Source organism: Mycobacterium gordonae (genome assembly GCF_001417955.2).
Classification (GTDB): Bacteria; Actinomycetota; Actinomycetes; order Mycobacteriales; family Mycobacteriaceae; genus Mycobacterium; species Mycobacterium gordonae_B.
In genome coordinates, this window is sequence record NZ_LKTM01000374.1 from 1 (window position 1) to 26913 (window position 26913).

The 26913-nt window shown below is 68.3% G+C and carries 22 protein-coding genes and 2 pseudogenes; 13 read left to right on the forward strand and 11 right to left on the reverse strand.

Going from position 1 to position 26913, the window contains the following annotated elements; all coding sequences use genetic code 11:
- From AO501_RS40445 to AO501_RS31855, 3 genes and pseudogenes are all read left to right on the forward strand, one after another.
- A pseudogene (locus AO501_RS40445) lies at positions 1-1561 on the forward strand (PE family protein); the annotation flags it as partial.
- A 51-nt stretch (positions 1562-1612) separates the two neighbouring features.
- Positions 1613-2773: an FAD-binding oxidoreductase gene (locus AO501_RS31850; RefSeq protein ID WP_055581558.1), complete on the forward strand. Its 1161-nt coding sequence runs from the start codon at positions 1613-1615 to the stop codon at positions 2771-2773.
- Positions 2774-2790: 17 nt separating this feature from the next.
- The gene (locus AO501_RS31855; RefSeq protein ID WP_055581559.1) at positions 2791-3681 is read left to right on the forward strand and encodes an aldose 1-epimerase; all 891 of its coding nucleotides are present in this window, start codon (positions 2791-2793) and stop codon (positions 3679-3681) included.
- A 9-nt stretch (positions 3682-3690) separates the two neighbouring features.
- Here AO501_RS31855 and AO501_RS31860 read toward each other — a convergent pair whose 3' ends face one another.
- Genes AO501_RS31860 through dnaK form a run of 4 tightly spaced genes read right to left on the reverse strand, consistent with a single transcriptional unit; the run spans position 3691 to position 7795 of the window.
- On the reverse strand, positions 3691-4071 hold the full coding sequence (locus tag AO501_RS31860; RefSeq protein ID WP_055581560.1) for a heat shock protein transcriptional repressor HspR: 381 nt from the start codon (positions 4069-4071) through the stop codon (positions 3691-3693).
- Positions 4071-5240, reverse strand: coding sequence for a molecular chaperone DnaJ (gene dnaJ, locus AO501_RS31865; protein ID WP_055581561.1), 1170 nt, complete (start codon positions 5238-5240; stop codon positions 4071-4073). Before dnaJ ends, AO501_RS31860 begins: the two co-directional genes overlap by 1 nt.
- 51 nt (positions 5241-5291) lie before the next feature.
- Positions 5292-5930 carry a nucleotide exchange factor GrpE gene (gene grpE, locus AO501_RS31870; RefSeq protein ID WP_055581562.1) on the reverse strand — a complete coding sequence of 213 codons (639 nt, stop codon included), beginning with the start codon at positions 5928-5930 and terminating at the stop codon, positions 5292-5294.
- Positions 5927-7795 (reverse strand): molecular chaperone DnaK, encoded by a 1869-nt coding sequence (gene dnaK / locus AO501_RS31875; protein WP_055581563.1) that lies wholly within the window; start codon positions 7793-7795, stop codon positions 5927-5929. The genes grpE and dnaK overlap by 4 nt, the downstream gene beginning before the upstream one ends.
- A 262-nt stretch (positions 7796-8057) precedes the next feature.
- On the opposite strand from dnaK, the gene AO501_RS31880 reads away from it, so the two are divergent.
- Complete coding sequence (locus AO501_RS31880; protein ID WP_055581564.1) at positions 8058-8783, forward strand: YoaK family protein; 726 nt, start codon at positions 8058-8060, stop codon at positions 8781-8783.
- Here AO501_RS31880 and ngg read toward each other — a convergent pair.
- Positions 8780-10567 carry an N-acetylglutaminylglutamine synthetase gene (gene ngg / locus AO501_RS31885; protein ID WP_055581565.1) on the reverse strand — a complete coding sequence of 596 codons (1788 nt, stop codon included), beginning with the start codon at positions 10565-10567 and terminating at the stop codon, positions 8780-8782. The genes AO501_RS31880 and ngg overlap by 4 nt on opposite strands.
- Positions 10568-10667: 100 nt before the next feature.
- Here ngg and AO501_RS31890 point away from each other — a divergent pair, with 100 nt between their 5' ends.
- Both AO501_RS31890 and AO501_RS31895 read left to right on the forward strand, forming a co-directional pair.
- Positions 10668-11303, forward strand: a complete 636-nt coding sequence (locus AO501_RS31890; protein ID WP_055581576.1) for a TetR/AcrR family transcriptional regulator — start codon at positions 10668-10670, stop codon at positions 11301-11303.
- Positions 11300-11965 carry an enoyl-CoA hydratase-related protein gene (locus tag AO501_RS31895; protein WP_055581566.1) on the forward strand — a complete coding sequence of 222 codons (666 nt, stop codon included), beginning with the start codon at positions 11300-11302 and terminating at the stop codon, positions 11963-11965. The genes AO501_RS31890 and AO501_RS31895 overlap by 4 nt, the downstream gene beginning before the upstream one ends.
- Here the strand turns inward: AO501_RS31895 and AO501_RS31900 are convergent.
- Together AO501_RS31900 and AO501_RS31905 are read right to left on the reverse strand one after the other, a co-directional pair.
- Complete coding sequence (locus tag AO501_RS31900; RefSeq protein ID WP_055581567.1) at positions 11943-12974, reverse strand: DUF4185 domain-containing protein; 1032 nt, start codon at positions 12972-12974, stop codon at positions 11943-11945. The two genes, AO501_RS31895 and AO501_RS31900, sit on opposite strands and share 23 nt — an antisense overlap.
- A 3-nt stretch (positions 12975-12977) precedes the next feature.
- The gene (locus AO501_RS31905; protein WP_055581568.1) at positions 12978-13865 is read right to left on the reverse strand and encodes a LysR family transcriptional regulator; all 888 of its coding nucleotides are present in this window, start codon (positions 13863-13865) and stop codon (positions 12978-12980) included.
- 83 nt (positions 13866-13948) lie between these two features.
- On the opposite strand from AO501_RS31905, the gene AO501_RS31910 reads away from it, so the two are divergent.
- The 4 genes from AO501_RS31910 to AO501_RS31925 all read left to right on the forward strand — a co-directional run bounded on the left by AO501_RS31910 (position 13949) and on the right by AO501_RS31925 (position 18478).
- Positions 13949-15412, forward strand: coding sequence for an aldehyde dehydrogenase family protein (locus AO501_RS31910; protein ID WP_055581569.1), 1464 nt, complete (start codon positions 13949-13951; stop codon positions 15410-15412).
- Complete coding sequence (locus AO501_RS31915) at positions 15412-16359, forward strand: amidohydrolase family protein (protein WP_055581577.1); 948 nt, start codon at positions 15412-15414, stop codon at positions 16357-16359. Before AO501_RS31910 ends, AO501_RS31915 begins: the two co-directional genes overlap by 1 nt.
- Positions 16360-16395: 36 nt before the next feature.
- The gene (locus tag AO501_RS31920; protein WP_055581570.1) at positions 16396-17808 is read left to right on the forward strand and encodes an amino acid permease; all 1413 of its coding nucleotides are present in this window, start codon (positions 16396-16398) and stop codon (positions 17806-17808) included.
- 103 nt (positions 17809-17911) lie between these two features.
- Positions 17912-18478, forward strand: a complete 567-nt coding sequence (locus AO501_RS31925; RefSeq protein WP_082658962.1) for a hypothetical protein — start codon at positions 17912-17914, stop codon at positions 18476-18478.
- A 9-nt stretch (positions 18479-18487) separates the two neighbouring features.
- Here the strand turns inward: AO501_RS31925 and AO501_RS31930 are convergent, their stop codons facing one another.
- Complete coding sequence (locus AO501_RS31930; protein WP_055581572.1) at positions 18488-19246, reverse strand: alpha/beta hydrolase; 759 nt, start codon at positions 19244-19246, stop codon at positions 18488-18490.
- A 145-nt stretch (positions 19247-19391) separates the two neighbouring features.
- Here AO501_RS31930 and AO501_RS38540 point away from each other — a divergent pair, with 145 nt between their 5' ends.
- The 3 genes from AO501_RS38540 (at position 19392) to AO501_RS31945 (ending at position 22621) form a co-directional block, all read left to right on the forward strand.
- Positions 19392-20087, forward strand: a complete 696-nt coding sequence (locus AO501_RS38540) for a hypothetical protein (RefSeq protein ID WP_055581578.1) — start codon at positions 19392-19394, stop codon at positions 20085-20087.
- Between the two features lie 86 nt (positions 20088-20173).
- On the forward strand, positions 20174-20737 hold the full coding sequence (locus AO501_RS37565; protein ID WP_156452898.1) for an oligopeptide transporter substrate-binding protein: 564 nt from the start codon (positions 20174-20176) through the stop codon (positions 20735-20737).
- An 81-nt stretch (positions 20738-20818) separates the two neighbouring features.
- Complete coding sequence (locus AO501_RS31945; protein ID WP_055581573.1) at positions 20819-22621, forward strand: Hsp70 family protein; 1803 nt, start codon at positions 20819-20821, stop codon at positions 22619-22621.
- Positions 22622-22631: 10 nt separating this feature from the next.
- Here AO501_RS31945 and iniC read toward each other — a convergent pair whose 3' ends face one another.
- From iniC to AO501_RS38545, 3 genes and pseudogenes are all read right to left on the reverse strand, one after another.
- Positions 22632-24119 carry an isoniazid-induced dynamin-like GTPase IniC gene (gene iniC, locus AO501_RS31950; protein ID WP_055581574.1) on the reverse strand — a complete coding sequence of 496 codons (1488 nt, stop codon included), beginning with the start codon at positions 24117-24119 and terminating at the stop codon, positions 22632-22634.
- The gene (locus AO501_RS31955; protein WP_055581575.1) at positions 24116-25957 is read right to left on the reverse strand and encodes a dynamin-like GTPase family protein; all 1842 of its coding nucleotides are present in this window, start codon (positions 25955-25957) and stop codon (positions 24116-24118) included. Before AO501_RS31955 ends, iniC begins: the two co-directional genes overlap by 4 nt.
- Before the next feature lie 112 nt (positions 25958-26069).
- Positions 26070-26913 (reverse strand): annotated as a pseudogene (locus AO501_RS38545) (hypothetical protein); the annotation flags it as partial.

Genomic DNA, 26913 nt, shown 5'->3' on the forward strand with positions numbered 1-26913 from the left:
CGGCGGCGCCCACGGAACCACACCCGTCGGGGGTGGCACCAGCGGTCAAGGCGGGCAGGGCGGCATCGGCGGCATCGGCGGCCAGGGCGGTGAAGGCGGGCAGGCCGGCAACGGCGCCGGCACGCCCGGAACCGCGGGTAAAGGCGGCACGGCTGGTACCGGTGGTACCGGCGGCATCGGGGGCCAGGGCGCAACTGGCACCACCACCGATGGTCCCGGCACCGGAGGCACCGGAGGCACTGGCGGTCAGGCCGGTACCGCAGGAACGGGTTCCGCCCCAGGAAGCGCCGGTGCAGGCGGCACGGGTGGACAGGGCGGCCAAGGCGGCACTGGTGCCACCGGCAGCACCGGCGCCACCCCTGGCGCTACCGGCGGCGTCGGGTTCGGCGGCGGTATGGGCGGTCAAGGAGGCGTCGGGGGCGTCGGCGCCATCAACGGCGACGGCGGCCTGGGCGGCCAAGGCGGGACGGGCGGAACGGGCGGCACGGGTGGCGTCGGCGCCCACGGAACGACACCCGCCGGCGGCGGCGCCAGCGGCCAGGGCGGCCAAGGCGGCATAGGCGGTCAAGGTGGCCAGGCCGGGCAGGGCGGCGCTGCCGGCGGCACCGGGGCGAAGGCCGGCGGTGGCGGTACCGCGGGAACCGGCGGAACGGGTGGCACCGGCGGCGCCGGCGCAGCAGCCACCGCCTCCGCCGCGGCCGGCACCGGCGGAACCGGGGGCACCGGTGGCGCCGTCGGCACCCCAGGAGCGGGCGGCGGTGCCGGCACCGCCGGCACCGGCGGGACCGGCGGCACCGGCGGGACCGGCGCCAACGGAAACAGCAATGCCGATGGTGGCACCGGCGGGGCGGGCGGTGCCGGCGGGAACGCAGGCGGCACAACAACTGGCGGCACCGGGGGCATGGGGGGTACCGGCGGCACTGCCGGCAACGCCGAAGCCCAGAACAACTACACCGCCACTGCTAATGGCGGCACCGGTGGCAACGGCGGCGCCGGGGGCACCGGCTACATAGGCGGAACCGGCGGAGCAGGGGGTGAAGGAGGGAATGGCTACCGCAGCCACACTTACGCAGCCGGTGGCAACGGGGGTAATGGCGGCACCGGCGGTACCGGCGTCACGCAGGGCGGCAACGGCGGCGCCGGCGGCGCGGGCGCCTACGGTGGCGTGGCAACGGTACCCGGAAGCGGCGCGGCGATACCGAACACTTCTCCGGGCGGCAATGGCGGAGCTGGCGGCAATGGCGGCACCGGCCTCGACGGTCCCGGCGGCACGGGCGGACGGGGCGGCGGGGGCGGCATCAACGGCGGTCCGACCAGTAACGGCGGCAACGGCGGCGTCGGCGGAGACGGAGGCACCGGTAACGGCACCAATGGGGCCGGTGGCGATGGCGGCCGAGGCGGCAACGGCGGTCAAAGCAGCCAGCAGGGCGGCTACGGCGGTGTCGGCGGCGACGGCGGAACCGGCACTGGCGGGGCAGGCACGGACGGCCAGAACCCGTCAGCGCCCAGCGGTACAACACCTGGATTCGGCGGCGCCGGCGGAGCCGGCGGGCCGGCTTAGGAAAGGCAAGAGGGCATACCCCGCAGCGGGGCGCGCCTAGAATCGGCGTCCGTGGGGCTCGAGGACCGGGATGCGTTGCAGGTGCTGCAGGACGCCTTCGCACCCGGCAGCACCGAGCTCGTCCACCGCTTCTACGACCACTGGTTCGCCCTGGACACGTCGGTCCGCGACCTGTTCCCGCCGGAGATGAGTGGCCAGCGGGCGGCTTTCGCCCAGGCCATGCACTGGCTGTACGGCGAGCTGGTCGCCCAGCGGGCCGACGAGCCGGTGGCCTTCCTGGCCCAACTGGGCCGCGATCACCGCAAGTACGGTGTCCTGCCGGCGCACTACCAGACACTGCGACGCGCGCTGTATGCCACGCTGCGCAGCCACCTGGGCAGCTTCTGGACCGACGCGGTCCAGGAGGCCGCCGACCAGTCGCTGAACCTGTTCGCCGGGGTGATGAGCGGCGCGGCCGACTCCGACGACGCCCCCGCCTGGGTGGACGGCACGGTCATCGAGCACAACCGGGTGTCCCGCGACCTCGCGGTTGTCCGGCTGCATCTGGACCGCCCGCTGCACTACCACCCCGGGCAGTACGTCAACGTGCAGATTCCGCAGTGCCCGCGGCGCTGGCGATACCTGTCGCCTGCCATTCCCGCCGACCCCGGCGGCGGCATCGAGTTCCACGTCCGTGTCGTGCCCGGCGGCCTGGTCAGCAACGCGATCGTCGGCGAAACCCGGCCCGGCGACCGGTGGCGACTGTCCGGCCCGCACGGCGGACTGCGGGTCGACCGCGACGGCGGGGACGTGCTGATGGTCGCGGGCAGCACCGGCCTGGCTCCGTTGCGGACGCTGATCATGGACCTGAGCCGCTTCGGGGTGAACCCGCGGGTGCATCTGTTCTTCGGTGCGCGTTACCGCTGCGAGCTCTACGACCTGCGCACGCTGTGGCAGGTGGCGGCGCACAATCCGTGGTTGTCGGTCTCGCCGGTATCGGAATACAACAACGATCCGGCCTGGGCCGCCGACTATCCCGATGTGTCGCCGCCGCGTGGGCTGCACGTGCGCCAGACGGGACGGCTGCCGGATGTGGTCACCAGATACGGCGCCTGGGGCGACCGGCAGATTCTGATCTGCGGCGGCCCACAGATGGTCCGCGCGACGAAGGCCGCGCTGATCGCCAAGGGCGCCCCGCCCGAACTTATTCAGCACGACCCGCTGTCGCGTTAGTTCCCGAGGAGGACCCGGTGCACGTCGTCACGCTGCGCGACCCATCGTCATCGGTGGCGGCTCAATTCGTGCCCGACGCCGGGATGATCGGCACCTCGTTGACCGACGAGGGCGTGGAGTTGCTCGGCCAGCGTCGCGGCCTGCAGGCCTACCTTGCGGATGGCAAGACGATGGGCATTCCCGTGCTGTATCCGTGGGCGAACCGGTTGGGCGCCAACACATATGAGGCCGAAGGCGTGTCCGTGACGCTGCGGCCCGGCGAGAACGGCGTGCGAGCCGACCCCGCGGGGTTGCCGATCCACGGCGTGCTGGCCGCGTACCCGGGTTGGCGGGTGACATCGGAGTCGGGCAACGAAATCAGCGCCGAGCTGGACTTCGGCGCCGACGAGAGACTGCTGGCCAGCTTCCCCTACCCGCATCTGCTCGCCGTGACAGTGAGACTGGCCGAGCGGACCTTGACCGTACGCACCACCGTGACGCCGACGGGAGATCGCGCCGTGCCGTTGTGCTTCGGCTATCACCCGTACCTGCAGTTGCCCGGTACCGACCGCGCCGAGTGGGTGATCGAAACGCCGCCGCTGCGCCATCTGGCTCTCGACGAACGCGGCCTGCCGACCGGGCAGGCCGCCGATCAACCGGCCAGTTCGCAGCGACTGGGCTCGGACACCTTCGACGACGCCTACGACGGGGTCCAACAGGGAGCCGTCTTCGCGGTCAGCGCCGGCGGACGGCGCATCGAGGTGCGTTTTGAACGGGGGTACTCCGCGGCACAGATCTTCGCCCCTGCCGGCGAAGACGTGATCTGCTTCGAGCCAATGGCCGCACCGACCGATGCGTTGCGCCGCGGGGGCTACCGGTCAGCGGTCCCGGGCGAGCCCGCGGGCACCGCATTTTCGATCCGGGTCTGAAGGCGAGACTCAGCGTCGTGAGCGCGGCTGCCACACGACCAGCGCCGTGCTCTTGGGCACCACCGCGACCTCGCGACGCTGGTTGGCGCGCAGCACCGCGAGTTCCTCGGCCATCTCCTTGAGCCTGGACTGCAGCGCCTCGACCTGATTGGTCAGCTCGATGATGCGCTTGATGCCGGCGAGGTTCACGCCCTCGTCCTGAGACAGGCGCTGCACCTCGCGCAGCAGGTTCACGTCGTGCTCGGAGTACCGGCGGCCACCTCCGGCGGTGCGCTCCGGGCTGACCAGGCCGAGCCGGTCGTACGTGCGCAGGGTCTGCGCATGCATCCCGGCCAGCTCGGCGGCCACTGAGATCAGGAAGGTCCGTGATTCCTCTTTTTTGGAGGCCATCAGCGATTACCTGCCCATCCCGCCCGGGGGTCGAATCCACTGGCCCGCTCGGCCGCCGCGTAGGCTTCCAGCGCCTCCTGGGCGGGGCCCTCCAGGTTCGGCGGGACCGCGACCTTCACGGTGACGAGCAGGTCGCCACTGCCACCGCTGCGTTTGGGCACACCCCGGCCGCGCACCCGCAGGATACGGCCGTCCGCTGTGCCCTTGGGCACCCGGACACCCACCTTGCCGTCCAGCGTGGGCACCGAAAGTGTTGAGCCCAAAGCCAATTCGGTGAAGCTGACCGGTACGGTCACGGTGAGGTCGTCGCCGTCGCGGCCGAATACCTTGTCCGGGCGCACATGGACGGTCACGTACAAGTCACCCGAGGGTGCCCCACGCAACCCGGCCTCACCCTGCCCGGCCAGCCTGATCCGCTGGCCGTCCTCGACACCCGGCGGGATCCGCACGTTGATGGTCCGGGTGCGGGTGGTGGCGCCGTTGCCGCCACACTCCTCGCACGGATGCTCGATGATCGAGCCACTGCCCCGACATTCGGTGCACGGCTCGGAGAATCCGAACGCGCCCTGGTTGCGGCTGATCACCCCGGAGCCGTTGCAGTTGGGACACACCTTCGGGCTGGTGCCCGGACGCGCGCCGCTGCCATGGCAATTGGTGCATGGCGCCGGGCTGGTCAGCCGAAGTGGCATCGCGACGCCCTTGGCGGCCTCGACGAAATCCAGTTCCGTCTCGGTCTCCAGGTCGTTGCCGCGGCGGGGCCGGCTGGGCCGGGTGGTGCCACCCCGCCCGAACAGACCGCCGAACAGGTCGCCGATGTTGGCGCCGCCGGACCGGCCGGCGGCGTCGAACAAGTCGTTCAGGTTGAACTCGGCGCCATCACCACCTCCGCCGAAGCCGCCGAAGTTACCCGCATCGAACCGACGGCCACCAAAGCCGCCGCCGGCGAAAAGCCGGCGGGTTTCGTCGTACTCTTTGCGTTTCGCTTCGTCAGACAAGACGCTGTACGCCTCAGAGACGGCTTTGAACCGTTCGGCCCCCGCGGGGTTCTTGTCCGGGTGCAGATCGGAGGCCAGCTTGCGATATGCGGTCTTGATCTGCTTGGCGTCGGCATCGGAGGGGACGCCGAGCTCTTTGTAGAAGTCTTTTTCAACCCACTCACGCTGAGCCATACCGCGTCACCTCCTTACCTTCCTCGTTGATTCTGTGCCCTGAAAGTGGAATTAGTCACCGGAGCCGTCGGTGTTATCGGTCGTGTCTTCGTTCGCATCGGCCCGCGCCGGCTCGGCGGATCCGTCGCCGACGGTGTCGACAACCGCCACCAGTGCGTTGCGCAGCACGTGCTCGCCGAGCTGGTAGCCCTGCCGCATCACGGTGCCGATCACCGGCTTGGAGTCCGGACCGCCGCCGCCTTCGTGTTGCACGGCCTCGTGCAGGACGGGATCGAAGTCCTCGCCTTCTTCACCGAATGGCTTGAGCCCCAGGCCGGTCAACACGTTCATCAGCTTGTCGGCCACGGCCTTGAGCGGACCGGATTCCAGATCGCCGTGCTTGCGCGCCCGCTCGATGTCGTCCACCGCATGCAGCAGCTCACCGACCACGGCGGCTCTGGCCCGATCGGCCGCGGCCTGCTGGTCGCGCATTGCCCGCTTGCGGTAGTTGGCGAAGTCCGCCTGCACCCGCTGCAGGTCGGCGGTCAACTCCGCCACTTTGGCAGACGAACTGGCATCCGGCGAACCGGCCGGGCCGGACTCCCCCGGCGCCGAAGCGCCGGGGGAACCGTGCCGTACTTCACCAGTCTCGGGATCGATCCGCCGTTTGTCCGTGACCGTCACGGGCTCCTGTGGGAATTCGTCCGTCACTTGGACTCCCGGTCGTCGTCGACCACCTCCGCGTCCACGACGTCATCGGAACCGCCCTGGTCGAACCCGCCCCCGGGCTGACCGCCACCGGCGGCGGCGCCTTCGGCCTGTGCGGCCTCGTAGATCGCCTGTCCGAGCGCCTGGGACTCCTGGCCCAGCTTCTCCATCGCCGACTTGATCGCGCTGATGTCGTCACCGCCGAGAGCCGTCTTGGCCTCGGCCACCGCGGCTTCCACCTTGCTCAAGGTGTCCTCGGGAACCTTCGAACCGCCCTCTGCCTCGCGCTGTTCCTTGACGAACTTCTCCGTCTGATAGACGAGCGTCTCAGCCTGGTTGCGGACGTCGGCCTCCTCGCGGCGCTTGCGGTCCTCGTCCGCGTGCGCCTCGGCCTCCTTGATCATCCGGTCGATCTCTTCCTTGGAGATGCCGGAGCCCTCCTGGATGCGGATCGTGTTCTCCTTGCCGGTGCCCTTGTCCTTGGCCGTGACGTGCACGATGCCGTTGGCGTCGATGTCGAACGTGACCTCGATCTGGGGAACACCGCGTGGAGCCGGGGCGATACCGGTCAGCTCGAAGCTGCCGAGCAGCTTGTTGGCCGAGGCCATCTCGCGCTCACCCTGGTAGACCTGAATCTGCACCGACGGCTGGTTGTCGTCGGCAGTGGTGAAGGTCTCCGACCGCTTGGTCGGAATGGTGGTGTTGCGCTCGATGAGCTTGGTCATCACACCGCCCTTGGTCTCGATGCCGAGGCTCAGCGGCGTAACGTCAAGCAGCAGAACGTCTTTCACCTCACCCTTGAGGACACCGGCCTGCAGGGCGGCGCCCACGGCGACGACCTCGTCCGGGTTGACGCCCTTGTTGGGCTCCTTGCCGCCGGTCATCTCCTTGACGAGCTCGGTAACCGCAGGCATACGGGTCGAACCGCCGACGAGCACCACGTGGTCGATGTCGCCCACCGAGATACCCGCGTCCTTGATCACCGACTGGAACGGCTGACGGGTGCGGTCCAGCAGGTCCTGCGTGATCTTCTGGAACTCCGCGCGGGTCAGCTGCTCGTCGAGGAACAGCGGGTTCTTGTCGGCGTCAACGGTGATGTAAGGCAGGTTGATCGACGTGCTGCCCGACGAGGACAGTTCGATCTTGGCCTTCTCGGCCGCTTCCCGCAGCCGCTGCATCGCCATCTTGTCCTTGGTCAGGTCGATGCCGCTGGTTGCCTTGAACTTGTCGACCAGCCACTGCACAACGCGCTCGTCCCAGTCGTCGCCACCGAGGTGGTTGTCACCGCTGGTCGCACGCACCTCGACCACACCCTCGCCGATCTCGAGCAGCGAGACGTCGAAGGTACCGCCGCCGAGGTCGAAGACCAGAATGGTCTGTTCCTTCTCGCCCTTGTCCAGACCGTAGGCCAGCGCGGCCGCGGTCGGCTCGTTGACGATGCGCAGCACGTTGAGGCCGGCGATCTGACCGGCGTCCTTGGTCGCCTGACGCTGAGCGTCGTTGAAGTAGGCGGGCACGGTGATGACCGCATCGGCGATGTCCTCACCGAGGTAGGCCTCCGCGTCGCGCTTCAGCTTCTGCAGCACCCGGGCGCTGATCTCCGGCGCCGAGTACTTCTTGTCGTCGATGTCCACGGACCAGTCCGTGCCCATGTGCCGCTTGACCGAGCGAATGGTGCGGTCAACGTTGGTGACCGCCTGGTTCTTGGCGGGCTGCCCAACCAGCACTTCGCCGTTGCGCGCGAACGCCACGACGGAAGGAGTCGTCCTCGAGCCCTCGGAGTTAGCGACGACGACGGGGTCGCCACCCTCCAGAACCGAGACGACGGAGTTGGTGGTCCCGAGGTCGATGCCGACCGCACGAGCCATAGTGATTCCTCCTGAATGTGTAGAGCTTCTGTGTTGCACTATGCTGAGTGAACCCCGCTCAAGACTGCTCCGGCAGACCCTAAGATGTCAACCCAGACTTGAGTCCGATTCACTCAACTTGTCGATCATGCTAACGGCACGGCCTCCGACTTTGTTCCCGGGGCCCTGCGTTCTCTATGAAAGCGGCCAGAAGCCGCGTTTCGCATCGTGACCTGATTGTTAGACTTCGCCGAAGTATCAGCTTTGGGGGAAGCAATCAACCATGTCCGCGCAAAGCCGCATGCTCGCCTACAGTTCACTTCTCGCGATGAATGCCGGCTGGGTGAACGCGGTGGCCATCCTGATCATGGCCGTCCCGGTGGGCAACCTCACAGGCATCACTACCCAGATCGGCATGGACCGGGCACACCCCTGGCGCTACGAAAGTCACGTCCTGTTGGCCATCCTGGTTGGCTTCCTCGTCGGCGCGGCACTGGCCGGAGCGCTGCTGGTGTCCAAGCGCGTCCCGATCGGCACCCGCCACGCCGCGGTATTGGCAATTCAGGCGACCCTGCTCCTGCTGGCGGCCGCCGGCATCGAAGAATCCGACCTCAAATCCCTGATCCTCGGCTCCGGCATCGAGGAGACCGCGGTGCAGGCGCTGCTGGCCGCCTCCGCGCTCGGTCTGCAGAACGGACTGACGTCGAGTTTCCGCGGGATGGCAGTGCGCACCACGCACTTCACCGGCACCGTGACCGATCTCGGGTTGATGCTCGGCCGCAGCCGCCAGGAGGGCATCGACAAGTGGAAGGCCGCAATCCTGTCCGCCACGCTGTTGCTGTTCCTGACGGGCGCGGTGGCCGGATTGCTGGCCGGCGCCCGCATCGGGGGCCACGCCCTGATCGTTCCGGCCACCATCTGCCTGGTGCTGGCCGCCGTCTGCATAGCCCGCAGCAGGAAGCGCCGCAGTCAGCAAGAACCGGCGGTCGCCGAGGCGGTCACCGCCTAGGCATCTGCGCGCGATTCCTCCGGACTCCACGGCAGTGGTGGGCGGGGTTGACCGGGAAACAGGAAGTCGACGAACGCAGCCACAGTCGGTTGGGGTTCGTGGTTTGCCAGTCCGGGCCGCTCGTTCGCCTCGATGAAGGAGTAGTCGGCGGCGGTGACGTCGGAGACGAGTAGGTCGATGCCGGCCACCGGGATCCCGATGACCTCGGCCGCCTTGACCGCCACCCGGCACAGCTCTTCATTCACCCGGCCGGTCACGTCCTGCAATTTCCCGCCCTGATGCAGGTTGGCGGTGGCACGCACGCGCAGCAGGGTGCCCTCCGGAAGCACGTCGTCCAGCTGCCAGCCCTCCTTGAGGACCGTCTCCCGCGCGAGGTCATCGAGCGGAATACACGACTCACCGTCGGTGGCGGCAGAACGCCGCCGGCTTTCGGCCTCGATCAATTCGCGGACACTGTGCTTGCCGGTACCGATGACCTCGGGCGGCACCCGCAACGCGGCCGCCACCACCCGGCCGTCGATCACCACCAGCCGCAGGTCGTCGCCGTGTACACGTTTTTCTATCAGCACTTCCGGGTCCTGCTCCCTGGCCCGCGCCAGGGCCGCGGCAAGCTCATCTGGCCCCTGGTCGGCAGTCACCCCGACCGTGATGCCTTTCCCCTGCTCGCCCCGGCACGGTTTGACCACTGCTTCCTGTATCTCGTCGAGGAACGCGTAATCGGTTTCGTCGAAAGTGGCCAGCCGCGCCGGAGGGACCACGATGCCGGCCGTCTTGACCAGACGCCGGGTCAGTCGCTTGTCGTCACAACGGCACATCGCGATCGCCGAGGTGTACTCGGACAGCGACTCGCGGGTGACGACGGTGCGGCCGCCGTGGGAAAGGCGCATCTCTCCTGTCTCGGCATCCAGCACCTCGACCCGGATACCCCGCCGGCGGGCCTCTTCCGCGATGATCCGCGCGTACGGGTTCAGGTCGTCAACGGTTTCCGGCGGCGACGTGAACAGCGGCTCGTTGATCGTGTTCTTTCGTTTGACCACCAGCACCGGGACCCGCCGGAAACCGAGCTTCTCGTACAGGGCGATCGCGCCGTCGTTGTCGTAGGCGACCGACAGGTCGAGATAGGCCCGTCCGTCCTGACGAAAGCGGTCGGCCATGGAGCGGGTCAGAGCTTCCCCGACACCCGGCAGCGCGGCGGCCGGATCGACGGCGAGCGTCCACAGGCTCGAACCCCGCTCGGGATCCGAGAAGAGCACCTCGTGGTCGACGCCGGTGACCGCGCCTATCACCTCGCCGTCGTCGTCACGCACGGCGACCAGGTATGTGACGGCGTCGACGTGCAGTTGGTTGTGCCAGATCGTCTCGACCGGCGCCGGGATCATTCCGCACCGCACGAAGACCCGGTTCATGGCATCGGCCTCGTCCGGGGAACGCAGGGTGCGCACCGTCACGCCCTGCGGCACCCGGGCTGGTTCCGCCGCCCCGGCGAAGCGCAGACGGTAGGTGTGGCTGGGGTCGATGAACAGTTCGGTCGGCGCGTGCGCCACGACGATGTGGGACTCGCGCGCGTAGATGCACACGTCACGGCGCCCGGGCGCTTCCTTGCGCAACGTTTCGACGAGTGCGCCGGTGTCGGCGAATGTCTGACCGAAAATGATTCGGCCCCAACCCAATTCGAGTTCCACCTGCTGCGCCGTCGCCTCGTTGAGGTGGGGCGGCGAGGCGTCGTGCAGGTTGAGCGTGATGGGCTCTGGGTGGTCTTCTCCGGCACCCGATGGACATGTCATGGTCGGCCTTGGTTACCCGTTTTACCGGTGCGAACCACCGATGCGGGCGTCACACTCGCGGCGAAAGTTTTAGAGCAATTGCTCTGTTATCATCGTGACCATGCCTCGCCCTCGCCTCCACGACCCGGACACGGTGCTCGATGCCGCCGAGTCGCTGGCCGTCGCGTCCGGGCCGGCCGCGGTGACCATCCGCGCGATCAGCTCGATCGTCGGCGTCTCCAACGGGGCGTTGTATCACACGTTCGGGTCGCGGGCCGGACTGCTGGCGCGGGCCTGGCTGAGAGCGGGCCGGCGCTTCCTGCAGGCGCAGAACGCCCAGGTCGAGGCGGCCCTCGCGGCACCGGGCCCAGACGCCGGCATCGAGGCCGTCGCGGCCGCCGCAGATGCCCCGGCCGCCTTTGCCGAGCGATATCCGAACTCCTGCCGGCTGCTGCTGACGATGTCCAGGCAAGAGCTGCTCGGCTCCGATCTGCCCGACGACATCTCAACTGAGATCAGGGATCTCGAGGCCCAGCTGGTCGGCCTGATGATCCGGTTGGCCCGCAGCGTCTGGGACCGCAAAGACGCCGCCGCCGTTGACACCATCACGATCTGCGTCGTCGACCTGCCGACCGCGATCCTGCTGCGTCGCGATCGCCTGCACAGCGCGACGGCACGCGCACAGTTGCGCGCCGCGGTGCGCGCTGTGCTGCACATCGAGCCTCCGATTCGGCAACCTGGAAGGGAACCTTTGTGACCATCACGCTCAGCTACGACGAGAAGATCGCCGTCCTCGACCTCGGGGACGACGAGAACCGTTTCTCACCAAGCTTTCTCGACGACATCAACATCCACCTCGACGACATCGAAGCCAGCGGTGCGCATGCGCTCGTCACCACCGCTGCCGGCAAGTTCTACAGCAACGGGTTGGACCTGGACTGGCTCGGAGCGCACGGCGACCAAACCCAGTGGTACGTCGGCAGGGTGCAGGATCTGCTGGCACGGGTTCTCACACTGCCCATGCCCACCGCGGCGGCGCTGGTCGGCCACGCATTCGGAGCCGGGGCAATGCTGGCCGTCGCACACGACTTTCGGGTGATGCGCGCCGACCGCGGCTTCTTCTGCTTTCCCGAGGCCGACATCAGGATCCCGTTCACGCCGGGCATGGCCGCGTTGATCCAGGCCAAGCTCACGCCCCAGGCGGCGGTCGCCTCCATGACCACCGGGCGCCGCTTCGGTGGCGCCGACGCAGCGGACATCGGGATCGTCGACGCCACCGCGGGCGAAGGCGCGGTGACTGCCGCCGCGACGGAACTGCTTCGCCCGCTGGGCAGTAAGGACCCGGGCACCCTGGGGGCGATCAAGCAGACCATGTTCGGCGGCGCGGCGCAGACGCTCACAACGCGCGCCGACGGCTGACATTGGCGATGACCAGCTGCGTGTTGTAGGGCGCCCCGATCGGCACACCATGCCGGTCGGCTTGGGTATTCCATTGACTGGCAAAGATTTTCATTTGCGCCAGGGTGGATCCGGGCACGATATAACCGCCGTAGTTCTGCGCCACGAAGTTCGGGCCCGCCGGATCACTCTGTTGCATGAGCACCGTAGGTGGGGCCTGGCTGAAGATCTCGGTGGGTCCGTCCGCGACCCAGATCTCCACCGCCCCATCGGGACCCGTGCGCACATTGAATCCCGCGAGGACGGCGCGACCGTCGACCTCCCGAAAACTGAGCTCACCGAAATTGGTGGCGCTGAGGGCGATCGCCGATTCTCCCGGCATCCCCCAGGCCGCCTCGCCGTCGGTCCGCCGCACATAGGGTCGCCACGAGGAGCGGTCGGTGAAGGTGGCAGGGTCGGTCCGGTACAGCGTCACGCGCCGGCTGCGGTCGAAGGCATCGGCGACGATGTAGACCTGGCCGTCGGCGGCCTGGTAGCCACTGATCTGCGACTGCCCGCCGTTTGCATGGTCGCCGGGACGCCACGAGCCTCTGACCGGTTTCCAGCCCCGCGCCGGACGATCGGTGACTTCGACCAACCATGACCCGCCCTCGGTGCGCAGGTCCTTGGTGCCCACCACCAGCATGTAGGTCCGGTCGCCGACCAGGACGCTGCCAGACGGCAGCGTGTTCATGCCGCGCGCCTGCCTTGGCGGGATGAACAGCGGGTTGCGGCTACCCCTCGGCCCGGTCAGCGGCATCCCGAAGTGCGGGTGGCCGGCCGGGTCGAACGTCACCGGCACGGCGACGGACGGGTAGTGCGGGTGAGTGCCTACCTTGTCACCGCCGAACGAGTCGCCGAAGACGGCCACATACGACCCGTCGGGCAGTTCCACAACCTCTCCGAGGTCGACCGCGCCGATGCCGGGTACGCCCCCGCGGGCACCGGTCCCGGCGATCGGACCGAGGTTGCGCACCTCGCCATCGCGCATCGGCTACGTCCGCTCCTTGATCAGCGACAGCAGCGCCCGCACCGCCGCACTGGTCGGGCGCGTCGCCGACGTCGCGACGTAGAGCCGCCAACACAGCTCCTGATCGGTGACCGGGACGGTCACCAGGCCGTCGTCGTCGATGTCATCGAGGATGGTCCAGCTCAGAAATCCGATCCCCAGACCATTTCGGATGTACGCCGCGGCCGTCCCCAGATCGGCGACTTCAAGGGTGACGGTCCGCTCCACGCCGGCGGCGGCGAACGCCCTGTCGATGACGATTCTCGTGCCGTAGCCCGGCGGGGCGTCGACGAAAGACATGCCGGCCAACTCGGCCAGTGTCACCGAGGCAGCGGAGGCCAGCGGGTGCTCGGCGGGCACCACCAGGTGCAACTTGACGGCGGCCACCTGCTGCGCGTTGAGTCCGGCCGGCACCTCACCGGGAAAGACAAGGAAAGCGATGTCCAGGTCGCCGTCGCGCAGTTGTCGTTCCAGGCCCGTCGTTCCCGCGCGGGCGGCGCGCAGCTGGACCCGCACTTCGGGGTGCCGGGTGTGCAGTTCGGCCAGGACGCTGGGCAGGTCGATGACGTTGATCGAGGTCAACGTGCCAACGGTGACGGTTCCCCGCACCGCACCCCGGGTGGCGTGGACGGCGTCCTTGGCGGCCGAGGCGGCGTCGAGGGTGGCGCGGGCGTGGGGTCGCAGCTGTTCGCCCGCCGGCGTCAGGCGAACCCCGGCCGGCCCGCGGATGAACAGCGCGGCGCCGAGTTCGCGTTCCAGCGCCCGGATGGTCGCCGATACGCCGGATTGCACGACATGCAGCCGCTTGGCCGCCCGGGTGAAGCTCAGATTGTCCGCGACAGCCAGGAAGTACTCCAGCTGACGCAGCTCCATGCAGGAATTATCACCATCTGTGCTGGCTTCGATCAAGAACTTTCGCTGGCAGTGATCACGGTGGCCGGCGTACCTTCGGGCCGATGGAAGTCACCGAAACCCGCTGGTCATCACAATGCGACGAGCATCAATTCGTGGTGGAGAACCCTGCGACCGGGCAACCGGTCACTCGGATCCGGGGTGCGGGATCCCAGCAGGTGGACCTCGCCGTCCGGGCCGCCCGTGCCGCCCAGCACAACTGGTGGCAGCGTCCGGCCCGCGAACGGGGCCGCTACCTGCGCCGGGTCGCCGACGTCATCCGCGCCCACGCCGACGAGATCGCCGCGCTGGAATCCCTGGAGATGGGCAAACCGGTCACCCAGGCACGGCAGTTCGACGTCGAGACGGCGATAACGATCTTCGAATATTTCGCCAGCGTGGTCGAGGTGCTGCCGAGCCAGGCACGCGATTACGGCCCGGTGTTCGACGTGACGACCCTGGAGCCGTACGGCGTGATCGCGGGCATCGTGCCGTTCAACTGGCCGCCCATTCACACCGCCGGCAAGACCGCCCCGGCCCTGGCGGTGGGCAACGCAATCGTGCTCAAGCCGCCGGAACAGACGCCCTCGGTGGTACTGCGCATGGTGGAACTGATCAATTCGGCGCTCCCCGACGACCTGGTGCACGCGGTACCCGGCGGCGGGCAGATCGGCGCCGCGCTGGCCGCGCATCCGTTGGTGGGCAAGGTTTCTTTCACCGGCTCGCCGGCGACGGCGGTGTCCGTACTGCGCACCACGGCCGACAACCTGACACCGACGCTGATGGAGCTCGGCGGCAAGAACCCGCTGCTGGTGTTTGAGGACGCCGATATCGACCGGGCCCTGCTGGCCGCGATCGACGGCGGATTCTTCAACCAGGGCGAGGCGTGCACCGCTTCGTCACGAATCCTGCTGCACCACAGCATCTTCGACCTGTTCTCGACGCGGCTGTGCGCGGCCGTACAGCGCCTGAGGGTGGGTGACGGCGCCGACCCGGACACCGAGGTGGGGCCGCTGGTCACCCGGGCGCAGCAGCGGCGCGTGCTCGACTATCTGGACATCGGCGTCGCCGAGGGCGCCCGCGTCGCCGCCCAGGCGCCCCTGCCCGACGATCCCCACCTGGCGGACGGCTTCTATGTGCCACCGACCGTGCTCACCGACGTCACCCCCGAGATGAGGGTGGCCACCGAGGAGATCTTCGGCCCCGTCGTCGTACTCATCCCGTTCGCCGACGAGGCCGACGCGGTCCGGATTGCCAACGACACCCAATTCGGCTTGGTGGCAGGGGTTTTCACTCAGGACTCCGACCGAGCGCTCCGGGTGAGCCGGCGGATCCGGGCCGGCGCCGTCTTCGTCAACAACTATGTGCGGGTGGCCGTCGGCACCGGTTTCGGCGGCATCGGGCACAGCGGTTTCGGCCGCGAGCACGCACAGGAGACGCTGGCGGAATACGGGTACACCAAAACCATTCGACTGGCTGCCGACGCACCTCCCGGGTGGGCCGCGGCCGCCCGGGTCCTGGAGGCTTGATGCGCACCATCGCACTCGAAGAGCATTACGCCACAACGCAATTCCTCAACGGTCCGGGTGGCTGGCTGAAGTCCCGGCCGAACATCAGCGAGGCACTGGTCGATCTCGGGGACACCCGCATCAAGGAGATGGACGATGCCGGCATCGACGTGGCCGTGCTGTCACTGGTCGCACCGGGCGTGGAGCAACTCGACGGGCCCGCGGCGGTACGCCTGGCCCGCAGGTGCAACGACGAACTCGCCGCCGCCGTGCAGCGGTATCCCGGGCGGCTGGCGGGATTCGCCGCGCTGCCGATCAGCGAGCCCGGCGCGGCGGCCGACGAACTTGCCCGAGCGATCGCGGACGGCTTTGTCGGCGCGGTGGTCAACGGCCATTGCCGGGGCGTCTACCTCGACGACCCGCATTTCGATCCCGTCCTGGAACGAGCCGCCGCGCTGCGGGTTCCGATCTATCTGCACCCGACCATCCCGCCCGCGGCAGTCATCGAGTCCTGCTACGCCGGGTTCTCCGAAGAGGTGACGTTCGCGCTGGCGACGGTGGGCTGGGGCTGGCACATCAACACCGGCACCCAGGTACTGCGACTCATCCTCGGCGGCGTGTTCGACAGGCACCCCGATCTGCAGATCATCATCGGGCATATGGGTGAGGCGCTGCCCTTCATGATCCCGCGCTTCGAGGCCACGCTGCGGCCGGAACTGACCGGTCTGCGCCGTCCGGTCACTGCCTACCTGCGCGAGAACCTGACGTACACCTTCGCCAACTTCAACAATGAAGCCACCTACGCCAACCTGGTGGCCAACGTGGGCGCGGATCGGGTGGCCTTCTCCACCGACCATCCCTTCGGATCCATGTCGGCGGCCCGGCAGTTCCTCGACGCGCTGCCACTGACCCGGCACGAGCGCGCCGCCATCAGCCACCGCAACGCGGAGCGACTGCTGGGGCTGTGAACTGCCGACCGGGTAACCGTGGGATAGCCTGACGCGATGGCAGCGCCCGCGCGCGCGTTGGACCGCGAAGACGCGGGTTACCACAAGGCGCTCAAGAACCGGCAGATACAGATGATCGCCCTGGGCGGCGCCATCGGAACCGGGCTGTTCCTCGGTGCCGGCGGCCGGCTCGCCTCGGCCGGACCGGGGTTGTTCATCGTCTTCGGCATCTGCGGCGTCTTCGTCTTCCTGATTCTGCGGGCCCTCGGAGAGCTGGTGCTCTACCGCCCGTCGTCGGGCTCGTTCGTGTCCTACGCGCGCGAATTCTTCGGCGAGAAGGTGGCTTTCGCCGCCGGCTGGATGTACTTCCTGAACTGGGCCATGACCGGAATCGTGGACACCACCGCCATCGCGCAGTACTGCCGCTACTGGAAGGTGTTCCAGGTCGTCCCCCAGTGGACGCTGGCCCTCGTCGCGCTGATCGTCGTGGTGTCGATGAACCTGATCTCGGTCAAGTTGTTCGGCGAGCTGGAGTTCTGGGCCGCCCTGGTCAAGGTGCTGGCGCTGGTCACGTTCCTGATCGTGGGTACCGTCTTCCTGGCGGGACGCTTCAAGATTGAAGGGCATGACACCGGGATTTCGCTGTGGAGCAGCCACGGTGGCCTGTTGCCGACCGGCCCGCTATCCCTGTTGCTCGTCACCTCAGGGGTGGTGTTCGCATACGCCGCAATCGAACTCGTCGGCATCGCGGCCGGGGAAACCGCCGAGCCCGAAAAGGTCATGCCCCGTGCCATCAACTCCGTGGTATTCCGGATCGCCGTCTTCTACATCGGTTCTACGGTCCTGCTCGCGCTACTACTGCCCTACACGGACTACAAGGACGGCGAGAGCCCGTTCGTGACCTTCTTCAACAAGCTCGGCATCTCCTGGGGTGACGACGTGATGAACCTGGTGGTGCTCACGGCTGCGCTGTCGAGCCTGAACGCGGGTTTGTATTCCACCGGCCGGATCCTGAGGTCGATGGCGATCAACGGCAGCGGCCCGAAGTTCACCGCGCCGATGTCGAAGAACGGCGTGCCCTTCGGCGGCATCTTGCTCACCGCGGGAATCGGCCTGTTCGGCATCGGGCTGAATGCCGTCACACCCAAACACGCCTTCGAGATCGTCCTGCACATCGCGGCGACCGGCGTCATCGTGGCCTGGGCGACGATCGTCGCGTGCCAGTTGCGGTTCCATCACCTGGCCAGAGCCGGAGAGACGGAGCGCCCGAAATTCCGCATGCCGCTGTCGCCCTACACCGGATGGATCACGCTGACCTTCCTGGCCGGTGTGCTGGTGTTGATGATGTTCGACAAGGTGTACGGCCGCTGGATGCTGGCCGCGATGGCGTTCGGTATCCCGGCGCTCATCGGCGGCTGGTTCGTGGTGCGCGGGCGGGTGCGCGACGCCGCGGCGGAAGCCGACGCGTAACGCTTTGCCATCGGCGTCGTTCCAAGAGCGCGTCACTGCGCTGACTCGGGTATTCCCGTGCGTAATCTGACTGCTGATATCGGATATTCCCGGGAGTAGTACGTTGCGGTTATTGCACAAGGCTGGGTGGGTTCCACTCGCCGTCGCCGTGCTCATTGCCGGATGCAGTACGACCATCGACGGCAGGCCGGTGGCCAGCCCCGGCGGCCGGGGTCCGGCCGAACCGACATTCCCGACGCCCCGACCCAGCGCCACTGCGCCGGCGGCGCCGACGACGCCCATCGCGCTTCCCCCCACGCAGCCGCCATCCACCGACCCGGCGCCCGGCACCATCGCGCTCAAGCCGGACCAGAACGGCTACGTTTTCATCGAGACCAAGTCCGGCATGACGCGCTGTCAGATCAACCAGGAAAGCGTGGGCTGCGAAGCGCCGTTCACCAACTCACCGCTCAAGGACGGCGAGCACGCCAACGGAATCCACATCACGTCGGCCGGAAACGTGGAGTGGGTGCTGGGCAACCTCGGCGCCATCCCGACGGTCACCATCGACTACAAGACCTACGACGCGCAGGGCTGGACCATCGTGGCCACCAAAGAGGGCACCCGCTTCGCCAACAACAGCACCGGCCACGGCATGTTCGTCAGCATCGACAAGGTCGACACGTTCTGAAGCTGAAGGTCACCCGCCCGAGTCGAGGGTCTGCGACAGCCACTTGAGCACGGGTGGGGCCACCTCGTTCAGCGCCGATTCCGCGATGATCCAGTGCGGTAGGCCGGGGTGCACCTGGTGTTGGGCACCGTACCGTTTGGCGATCTGACGTGAAGCCCGCGCCGCGACATTTCTGTCCTCGCCCGCGCTGACGCACAGCACCGGACACGTCACATCTGCGGCGTTGACCCGCGTGACGGGGGCACCGACCAGCATCTGGCGGTAGACCTTCCCAGAATCGCGAACAAGTAGCGGTATCAACTCGTCCTGCTCGGTGGAAGGCAGCGTGCACAGTGGAACTTCGCGCATCGTCCGGGGCGACGGCAGAATCGGTCTGCCCGCCAGGATGCTGGGCATCAGCGGCGCCAGGTGCGGAAGCGGTTTCAGTTGCGGCCAGAGGATGCCGGGCGGAACCGAGGCCAACAGCACCACAGCGCGCGGATCCCGCGCTGCCGCGAGTTTCTGGGCAAGTAACCCGCCCATGCTGTGGCCGATGATGACCGGCCGCGTGGCGAGGCCGTCGTAGGCCTGCAGGACCGCGTCGAATAGCTGACCGATGCCGGTGCGGCGCAGCACCGCATCATCCGATGGATCGCGCCCCGGCAAAGCTGGTGCGACGCAATCGAATCCGGCCTGACCGAAGAAGTCGATCCACGGCTTGAGCAGTGCCGGACGGCCGAATGCGCCGTGTATGAACAGAACCGGCGGGCGTGAGTCGCTTGACTCCATGACGGGTTACTTCCTTTTCTGGATTTTACCGAGGGATTTGCGGGAAGTGGGTTGCACGTACAGACCCCGTGAGTTCGTCAAATTCATCGCCGGGTTCGTCGCCCGCCGCCCCTCGTTGTTCGCCCCGACCTATAACATCGAAACCGTGGCACGTTACGGCCCACCAGACGACTTCAACAATCAGCCCACCCAGTACGGCGGCTACGGCGGACAACCGCCGCAGGGCCCGCCTCCCGGTGGGCCTCCGCCGTACGGCCGACCTCCCCAGGGGCCGCCGCCGGGTCCCCAGCACCAGCCGACAGTCGAAGGCCCGCCCCCGTCCGGTGGCACGCCGCTGCAGAACCAGCCCACCGTGGAACACGGTCACCCCGGCCAGCCGCTGCAGTACCAGCCGACGGTAGAAGGTGCCCCACCGGAGCAGTACGACCAGCTCGGAGCCGAGGATCCCGACCAGGAGGGTCGGCCGTGGTACCGCCGGCCGGTGACGCTGATCGGCTGGGCCATCCTGGTGCTGATCCTGCTCGCCCTGATCGCCTACGGCGTGACCCAACTGCTCGGCGGCGACAAGAGCAACGGCCCGGCGCCCGGCACGACGTCGACCTCGACCACCTCGACCACCACCGCGACGACCACGACCACCACCACGACCGAGCCCACCACCACGACAACCGAACCGCCGACGACCCCCACCGCGGCCCCGCCGGCCAACCCGCCCCGAAACCAGCCGCCGGGTACCCAGCCGACGCAGCAACCCACCCATCGTCCGCACCTGCCTCAGCTGCCATCGACCATCACGGTTCCGGGTGGTCCCACCATCACCCTGCCCAACCTGCCCCGTTAGGACTTGGTCAAGGTTTGGTTGCTGATCGGTCACGGGCGGCGCGCGCTGAGCCGAGTGACCGGGGGTGACGAATACTGTCGGCGCCCGTGACGAGGTACGACCCGCCCGAATACGGCGCCAACGACCCGACCGCCTACGGCAACTACGGCTACGGGCCCGCCGGGGGCGGGTACGGGCAGCCGGCCGGCGGTGGCTACCCGCCCGAACCGGAGCCCGAGCGCACGCCGGGCTGGCGTAAACCACTCGCACTGGTCGGTTGGGGCGTGCTGATAGCGGTACTGATCGCGCTGATCATCTATGGCATCGTTCTGCTCGCGCGTGGCCGGCCGAGCCCGGCCACGGTCACCACCACCGTGACTACGGTGGCGCCGGCGACGACGACCACGACCGGCACCACAGCGCCGAGCACCACGACAACGACCACGACGACAACCACCACCACAACGACCACGACCACCACCACCACCACCCCGACGACGACCACCGAAACCACCACGAGCGCACCCACCACGACGACGACCACCACCACGAGCGCATCGCCGACCACCACGCCCGCCAATTCCCCGGCACCCGGAGCGATTCCCAGGCTGCCGTCGCAGATAACGTTGCCGGCCATACCCACCGTCATCAATCTGCCGCCAGGAGTGTGAGCCGGTCCTGCCCTACCAGCGACGGCTAGGGTGGGGAACGGCCCCGACCGCAGCGAACAAGGGACGACGAAGGGTGTGGATATGAGCGAGCCGCTCGGGTTGTCGATCGGCGTGGCCAACCTGGTGGCTGCCCGCTCCGGCAGCGTCCCGGTCTCTCGCACACCCGTCGTGACGTTGTTCGAGAATCGTCCATCCGAGGTGGGGCTGCCCGAGGAGAACCCGAATCTGACCGAGCCCGGCCTGGTGCTGCGCGGGTTCGTGGAACGGGTCGGTGATCCGGCGCCGCTGGTGGCGGCCGACGGGACCAAGTACCTGGGACAGGCGCTGACCATCGAAGCTCTGGAAGCGATGGCGCGCACCGTGGGCTACGGTCGGCCGATCACGGTCGCCGTCCCCGCGTACTGGTCAGAAAACCAGGTCGCCGCGTTGCGCCAGGAACTGTTTGCCCAGCCCGACCTGACGGCTCACGGCGGCACGCCGACGTTGATCTCCGATGCCACCGCGGCGCTGGCCGCGGTCAATGCCCGACCCGGATTCCCCAGGCAGGGCGTCGTCTCGCTGTGCGACTTCGGCGCCGGCGGCACCAGCGTCACGCTGGCCGACGCCGGGTCCGGCTTCCAGCAGATCGGCAGCACCGTCCGCTACAGCGAGTTCTCCGGTGACGACCTCGACCAGTTGATCCTCAACCACCTGTTGGCCGCCTCCCCCGGTGTCGACAGCAGCGACGTATCCAACACCGCCACTTCGATGGGTTCGGTGACCCGGATGCTGAGCGCCTGCCGCACCGCCAAGGAGCAACTGTCCGCGAATACGGTGGCGACCGTCGCTACCGGGGCCAATGATCAGCGGCTGACCCGCAGCGAATTCGAAGAGCTCATCGCACCGCCGTTGGACAGGTTCCTTGGTTCCATTCCAGAAGTCCTGCAGCGCAATGGAATTGGGCAACTTGCGGCGGTGGCGATCGTCGGTGGCGGCGCCGCTATCCCACTGATCTCCACCAGGATGTCGCAACGCCTGCAGGTGCCGGTGTTCACGACCGCGCAACCCCTGTTCGCCGCAGCGGTCGGCGCCGCCACTCTGGGCGACGCCCAAGTGGCGTCGGCGGGCGCGGCCACCGGAATCGGCCCCGCAGTCGGCCTGCCGACAAGCATGATCGGCGCGGCTGGTCCTGAGACGTTGGCGTCCCCGACTGCGCCGGTCGACACCGAGGCCTTTCCCGACGGTGCCCGTCAGGAGACCGACCGCGCGCTGGCGTGGTCCGAAGACAGCGGTACGGGTATGGAACCGGTCCCCTACACCGGACCTGCCGATTACACCGGTCCGGTCGAGCCTCCTCCCGGCCCGGCAGTCCCCGAGACCCGGCAGGACCGTTACGCGGGCGAACCCGAGGTCCCACTGTGGTACCGGCGTCCGGCCATCCTGCTCAGCCTCGCCGGCGCCGCCGCGGCCATCATCGTCGCGGTAGTGCTGGCGCTGACTCTGCGGCCGACCAATGCCAAGCCGGTAGTGACCACCTCGCAGCCGCCGCCCTTCACCACCGTCGTGACCGGGCCGGACAACAGCCCGACCGAGACGGTGGTCACCCCACCGCCCGTCACGGTGACCACCACGCCCTCTACCACCACCAACCCGCCGAGCACCTCGACCACATCGTCGACCACATCAACCACCTCGTCGACGACGACAACCACGACGACCACCCAGCCCACCACCACAACGACCCAGCCGACGACGACGACCCAACCGACCACCACTCAGCAGACCACCACCCAGGCACCGCCGACGACTACCCAGAAACCGCCGACCACTACGGCGGCACCGGTCACGCCCACTGCGGCGCCCACCTCCGCTGCGCCGGCCCCTGCGCCCGCGCCCGGGGGCTAAGACCCTGCCACTAGACGGCGAATTCAGCTAACAGCGCCTCAGCGCTGCGGACCGCGGCACGGCACGCCCGGCTGGTGAACGGATCGTTCAGCGGATGTTCGGCGCGGCGGCGCCAGTGTTGTGCCGCAGCGAACGCCGCCCGGGAAACCTCCTGGGGGTTGGCCCGGCAGACCTCGGGATCCAGGCCCAGCCGGCTGGCCGGCCCGGTGCCCGAACCGCCGATGATCCGCCGCAGCAGCACAACATCGGGTTCTTTCAAAGTCGTTGTGCGCGAAGATAGTTGACTCAGAAGTCGGAGTTCCTCAAAGGCATGGGTGTCGGCCAGCAGCGGGTCGATGTCGGCGATCACATATGGCGTGGCCAGCACCGGGTGCGTTTCGACGAACCGGCGCAGCGACACCAGCGCGGTGTGGGCCTTGAGCATGTCGGAGCGCTGCGCGAACTGCTGGTCGATGACGTTGCGCAGGGTCGCCAACCCGCTGCGCTCCAGCAGTTCGTTGGCCAACGCGGAGGCGTCGGCGACGCCGGCCGCCAGCACCGCAATCGAGATCCGGATGCCGAACATCCCGAACCGATCCAGCAGATGAGCACGGGTCGCGGCGTCCACCGGCAGCGGGCTGTCCGGGCGAACGAAGCGATCCACGCTCAACAGCGCCCTGTTGAGTTCGGCGGCGTCCGAGCCGGCGAGCTTCTGCAAGGCGACGAATTCGCTTTGACGCAGCGTGCGCGCGGTCATCGCGAGCAGGCCTGACACCGGGACCACCGCCTGACAGATGCCGGTCTGATTCATCTCGCTGGTGAACCGTCTGGCCACTTCACTGGCGGACAGCATCGCATCGATCCGGCCGGCGCCGATCTCGTCCGCACGCGATGCGACGCCGATGATCCCCAGCGCTCCGGCGGACCCGCCCACCAGACCGCCGATCTGTTTGAGCAAAGCGATGTCGGCGGCGTTGAGGGTGCGCAACAGGAACACCACCGCGTCCACTCGTGGCACCCCGTCCGGTGGGACAAGTAGTCGCAGCGTGCGCTCGGAGGCGTCGCGAGTCAACGACGAGGTACCCGGGGTGTCGATGATGGTGGCTTGCATCAACTCCTGGGCGGGCCACTCCACATCCAGGTGGGCCACCTCCGCCGGGTTGAGGTTGTGCAGGTCGAAACTCAGCCCGTCGCGGTGGGTGATCGGCACGTTGCTGCGCCTTCCGCCCTGGTGGATCGCGGTGACCTTCGGCGTCGGCCCGTGCCTGAACCAGGTCACGATCCTGGTCGCCTCGGTCGCGTCCGTCGGTGCGATATCGTCGCCCACCAGCGCGTTGACCAGTGTGGACTTACCCGCCTTGAGGGTGCCTGCCAACGCGATGCGGATCGGCTCGTTGAGCCGCGCGCCGATGCGTTCCAATTCGTGGAAGACGTCCGGGCGCTGACGGTATGCCGGTTCTCCCCGATAAGCCTGGATGGTTCCGTTCAGGATGGCGCGGACCCGATCGCTGGTGCTCACGCTCGTCCTAGGGTCGCCTGTGGCCGCAGTTTGTCCAAGTTTTCGATGACCTGGCGCAGGATGTCCAGTTGCCGCTCCAGTTCACGCACCCGGGTGTCGCGCTCCACGCCCTCGAGGTGGGCAGCGGTCAAGGTGGCCTGCAGGGACTCGTTGAGCGAGCGGCTGAGTTCGTTGGCGATATCGCGGTAATGGTCGCGCAGCTTGCGGTGGATCGTCTTGAGCCGGTCGCGCGATTCCTTGCCGACGACGAACGACACCTCATCGACGAAGCGCCGCACGTTCGCCTTGGCCTCGGCGCGCGCCCGCAGCAGCCGGCTCTGCTTCTCCTCTTTGTAGGCCATCCGGCCGAGCAACAGCCCGGCACCCACCGACACCGGATTGAACAGGCCCAGCCCGGCCACAGAGGACAGCATGCCGATCATCACCACACCGCCGTAGGACCCGCGAAGTCCCGAGAGGGCTTTCTGTCCCTTTCCCTGCGGCTTCGATTCCAGCTCGGCGAGCGCTTTGAGTTGATCGAAGTCGGTAGCCATCAGCCGCGACGTCAGCTCCGGCGACATCACCGAGTTCAGACCGGCGTCGGCGAAGGATCGTGCCACGTCGTCCGCCAGGGCCGCAGAACGCTGGTAAGCCCAGACGAAGTTGTCGCCGACCGCGGTGGCGACCGCGTCCTCGGCTTCGGCGCCGATCTCGGCCCAGTGCAGGGTGGGGTCGCAGGAATCGATGCGCTTTTCGATCTCGTCGGTGACGGCGCGAAAGCGTGCCCGCAGGTCATGGTCCACGTCGTTGCTCACATCGGTGAAGCCGTCGTTGAGTACCTGCTGCCACAGGGCGGTCGCCTGCAGCGCGTTCTCGGCGTCGCGCTTGCGGCGCTGCAGATCGCTTTCCAGCCGGTCACGCAGCCCGGGGTCGTTGACCGAAGCCAGCTCCGACCCCGCTTTGGTAGTTAATTGCCCTGCGGCAGAACGAATTTCGTTGAGGACCTCATCGCGCACCCGGTCAACTTCCCGGGTCAGCACCTTCTCGCTGAGAAACTTCACCACGGCCGGAAAGTTGGACTCGTCGTTGAGTTCTTTGTCGTTGAGACTCACGGCGTGGCTGCGCAACAGCGACGAAACCGGGATGATCGGCATGGGCACCCGTGCTCGCTGCAGGTGATTGGCGTTGGCGTTGACGATCTGGCGCCAGTGCGGGTACAGGTCGGTCTTGGTCGCGACGATCACCCCGACCGGGCAGATCTGGTGCGCCTTGCGTAGGAACCACATCTCGGGTTCGGTGAACTCCTGGCTGGCGTCGCTGACCATCAACATCGCATCGGCATCGGGCAGCAGGCCGAGCGTCGCTGACAGGTGTGGCTGCCCGTGGCCACCCACGCCGGGGGTGTCGATGAACACCAGACCGCCTTGCAGCAGTGGGCTGGGCGCGCCGATCTCGACCCGCAGCACGTGACGTCCGTTGGCCTGAGGCGCCCGGCGCAGATCGGCGTTGATCTCCTCGACCGGGATGTCGACAGTCGTGGTTTCGCCGTTGGGTCCCGCCGTTAGGACCAGGCGCGCCGACGGTTGGGCGCTGTAGCTGACGATGGTGATCACAACGGTGGCTTCGTCGTCGCCGACCCGGGCTACCGGCAGGTTGAGCAGGGAGTTGAGCAGTTGACTCTTGCCCTGTTTGAGCTGCCCGGCGATCACCACCCGGATGTGGGGATCGGTGATCCGCGCCCGGGCCCGGCGCAGCCGGTGCACGAGATCGCCGCGTTCATGCAGTTCTGCGATGGCGATCGTGTGGTCGATCAGCTCGACGATCACGCTGACCCGACGCGGGTCATCGGGTTGTGCCACCGTGCTGCTCCTCTCCGATCGCGGTCTGTCAGATCTCTGTCAGATCAAGGTATGCGTACAAACCGGCGGGGACCACGAAGGTCCCCGCCGGTTTTGCAGCCGGGTCTGGCTATCAGAACCCGTGGTGGTCGGCCGGGCCGTGCGTCGCCGGCGGCTCGGTGTGCGCCGGCGGCGTGTGCGGCGCCGGGTCGTGACCGAACACCGACGGGCTCTGCGGCTCGTGGTGGGTCGGTTGCGGCTGCTCAACCGGCTGATGCTGCTGCGGAGTGAACACCGGGCCGTGGTCGGCCGGGGCCGGGTGGGTCGGAGCCGGCGTGTCCCCCTGGGGGGCCGGCGTGTGCGGCGTGTTGATCACCGGCGGGTTCGCTCCGCCGGCGCCGCCGCCGGTGCCGCCCGTGCCGGCAGGTGTGCCGGGGGTCTGGATCACCGGACCGTGCCCACCGCCCACCGGAGGTGTCGTACCAGCCGTCCCGGCGCCGCCGCCGGTGATGACGGGGCCCTGCCCGGCGGGGACGGTCGGCCCGTGGTCGCCCGGAGTGACGCCGGCACCCGCACCAGCACCCGCGCCGCCGCCGGTCCCGACACCGGTGGGCCCGACGCCGCCTGCGCCACCGGCACCGACACCGCCGCCCAGGGTCGTGCCTTCCTGGCCCAGGATGTCGCCGTGACCGCCGACCCCGGCACCTGCATGCGCCCCCGGCCCGGTGGCCACGCCTCCGGGTCCAGTGGCCGGGGTTGTGGGTCCGGTGGCGACGGTGCCCCCGCCCGCACCTGCCGCCGCGACACCGCCGGGGCCGGCCTGCGCCCCGGCTCCGGCGCCGGCTGCACCTGACACTCCGACCGGCTGCGGAGCCGGGTGACCGGCGAGCGGGGTGTTTCCGCCGCCGCCGGTGATGACGGGGCCCTGCCCGGCGGGGACGGTCGGCCCGTGGTCGCCCGGAGTGACGCCGGCACCC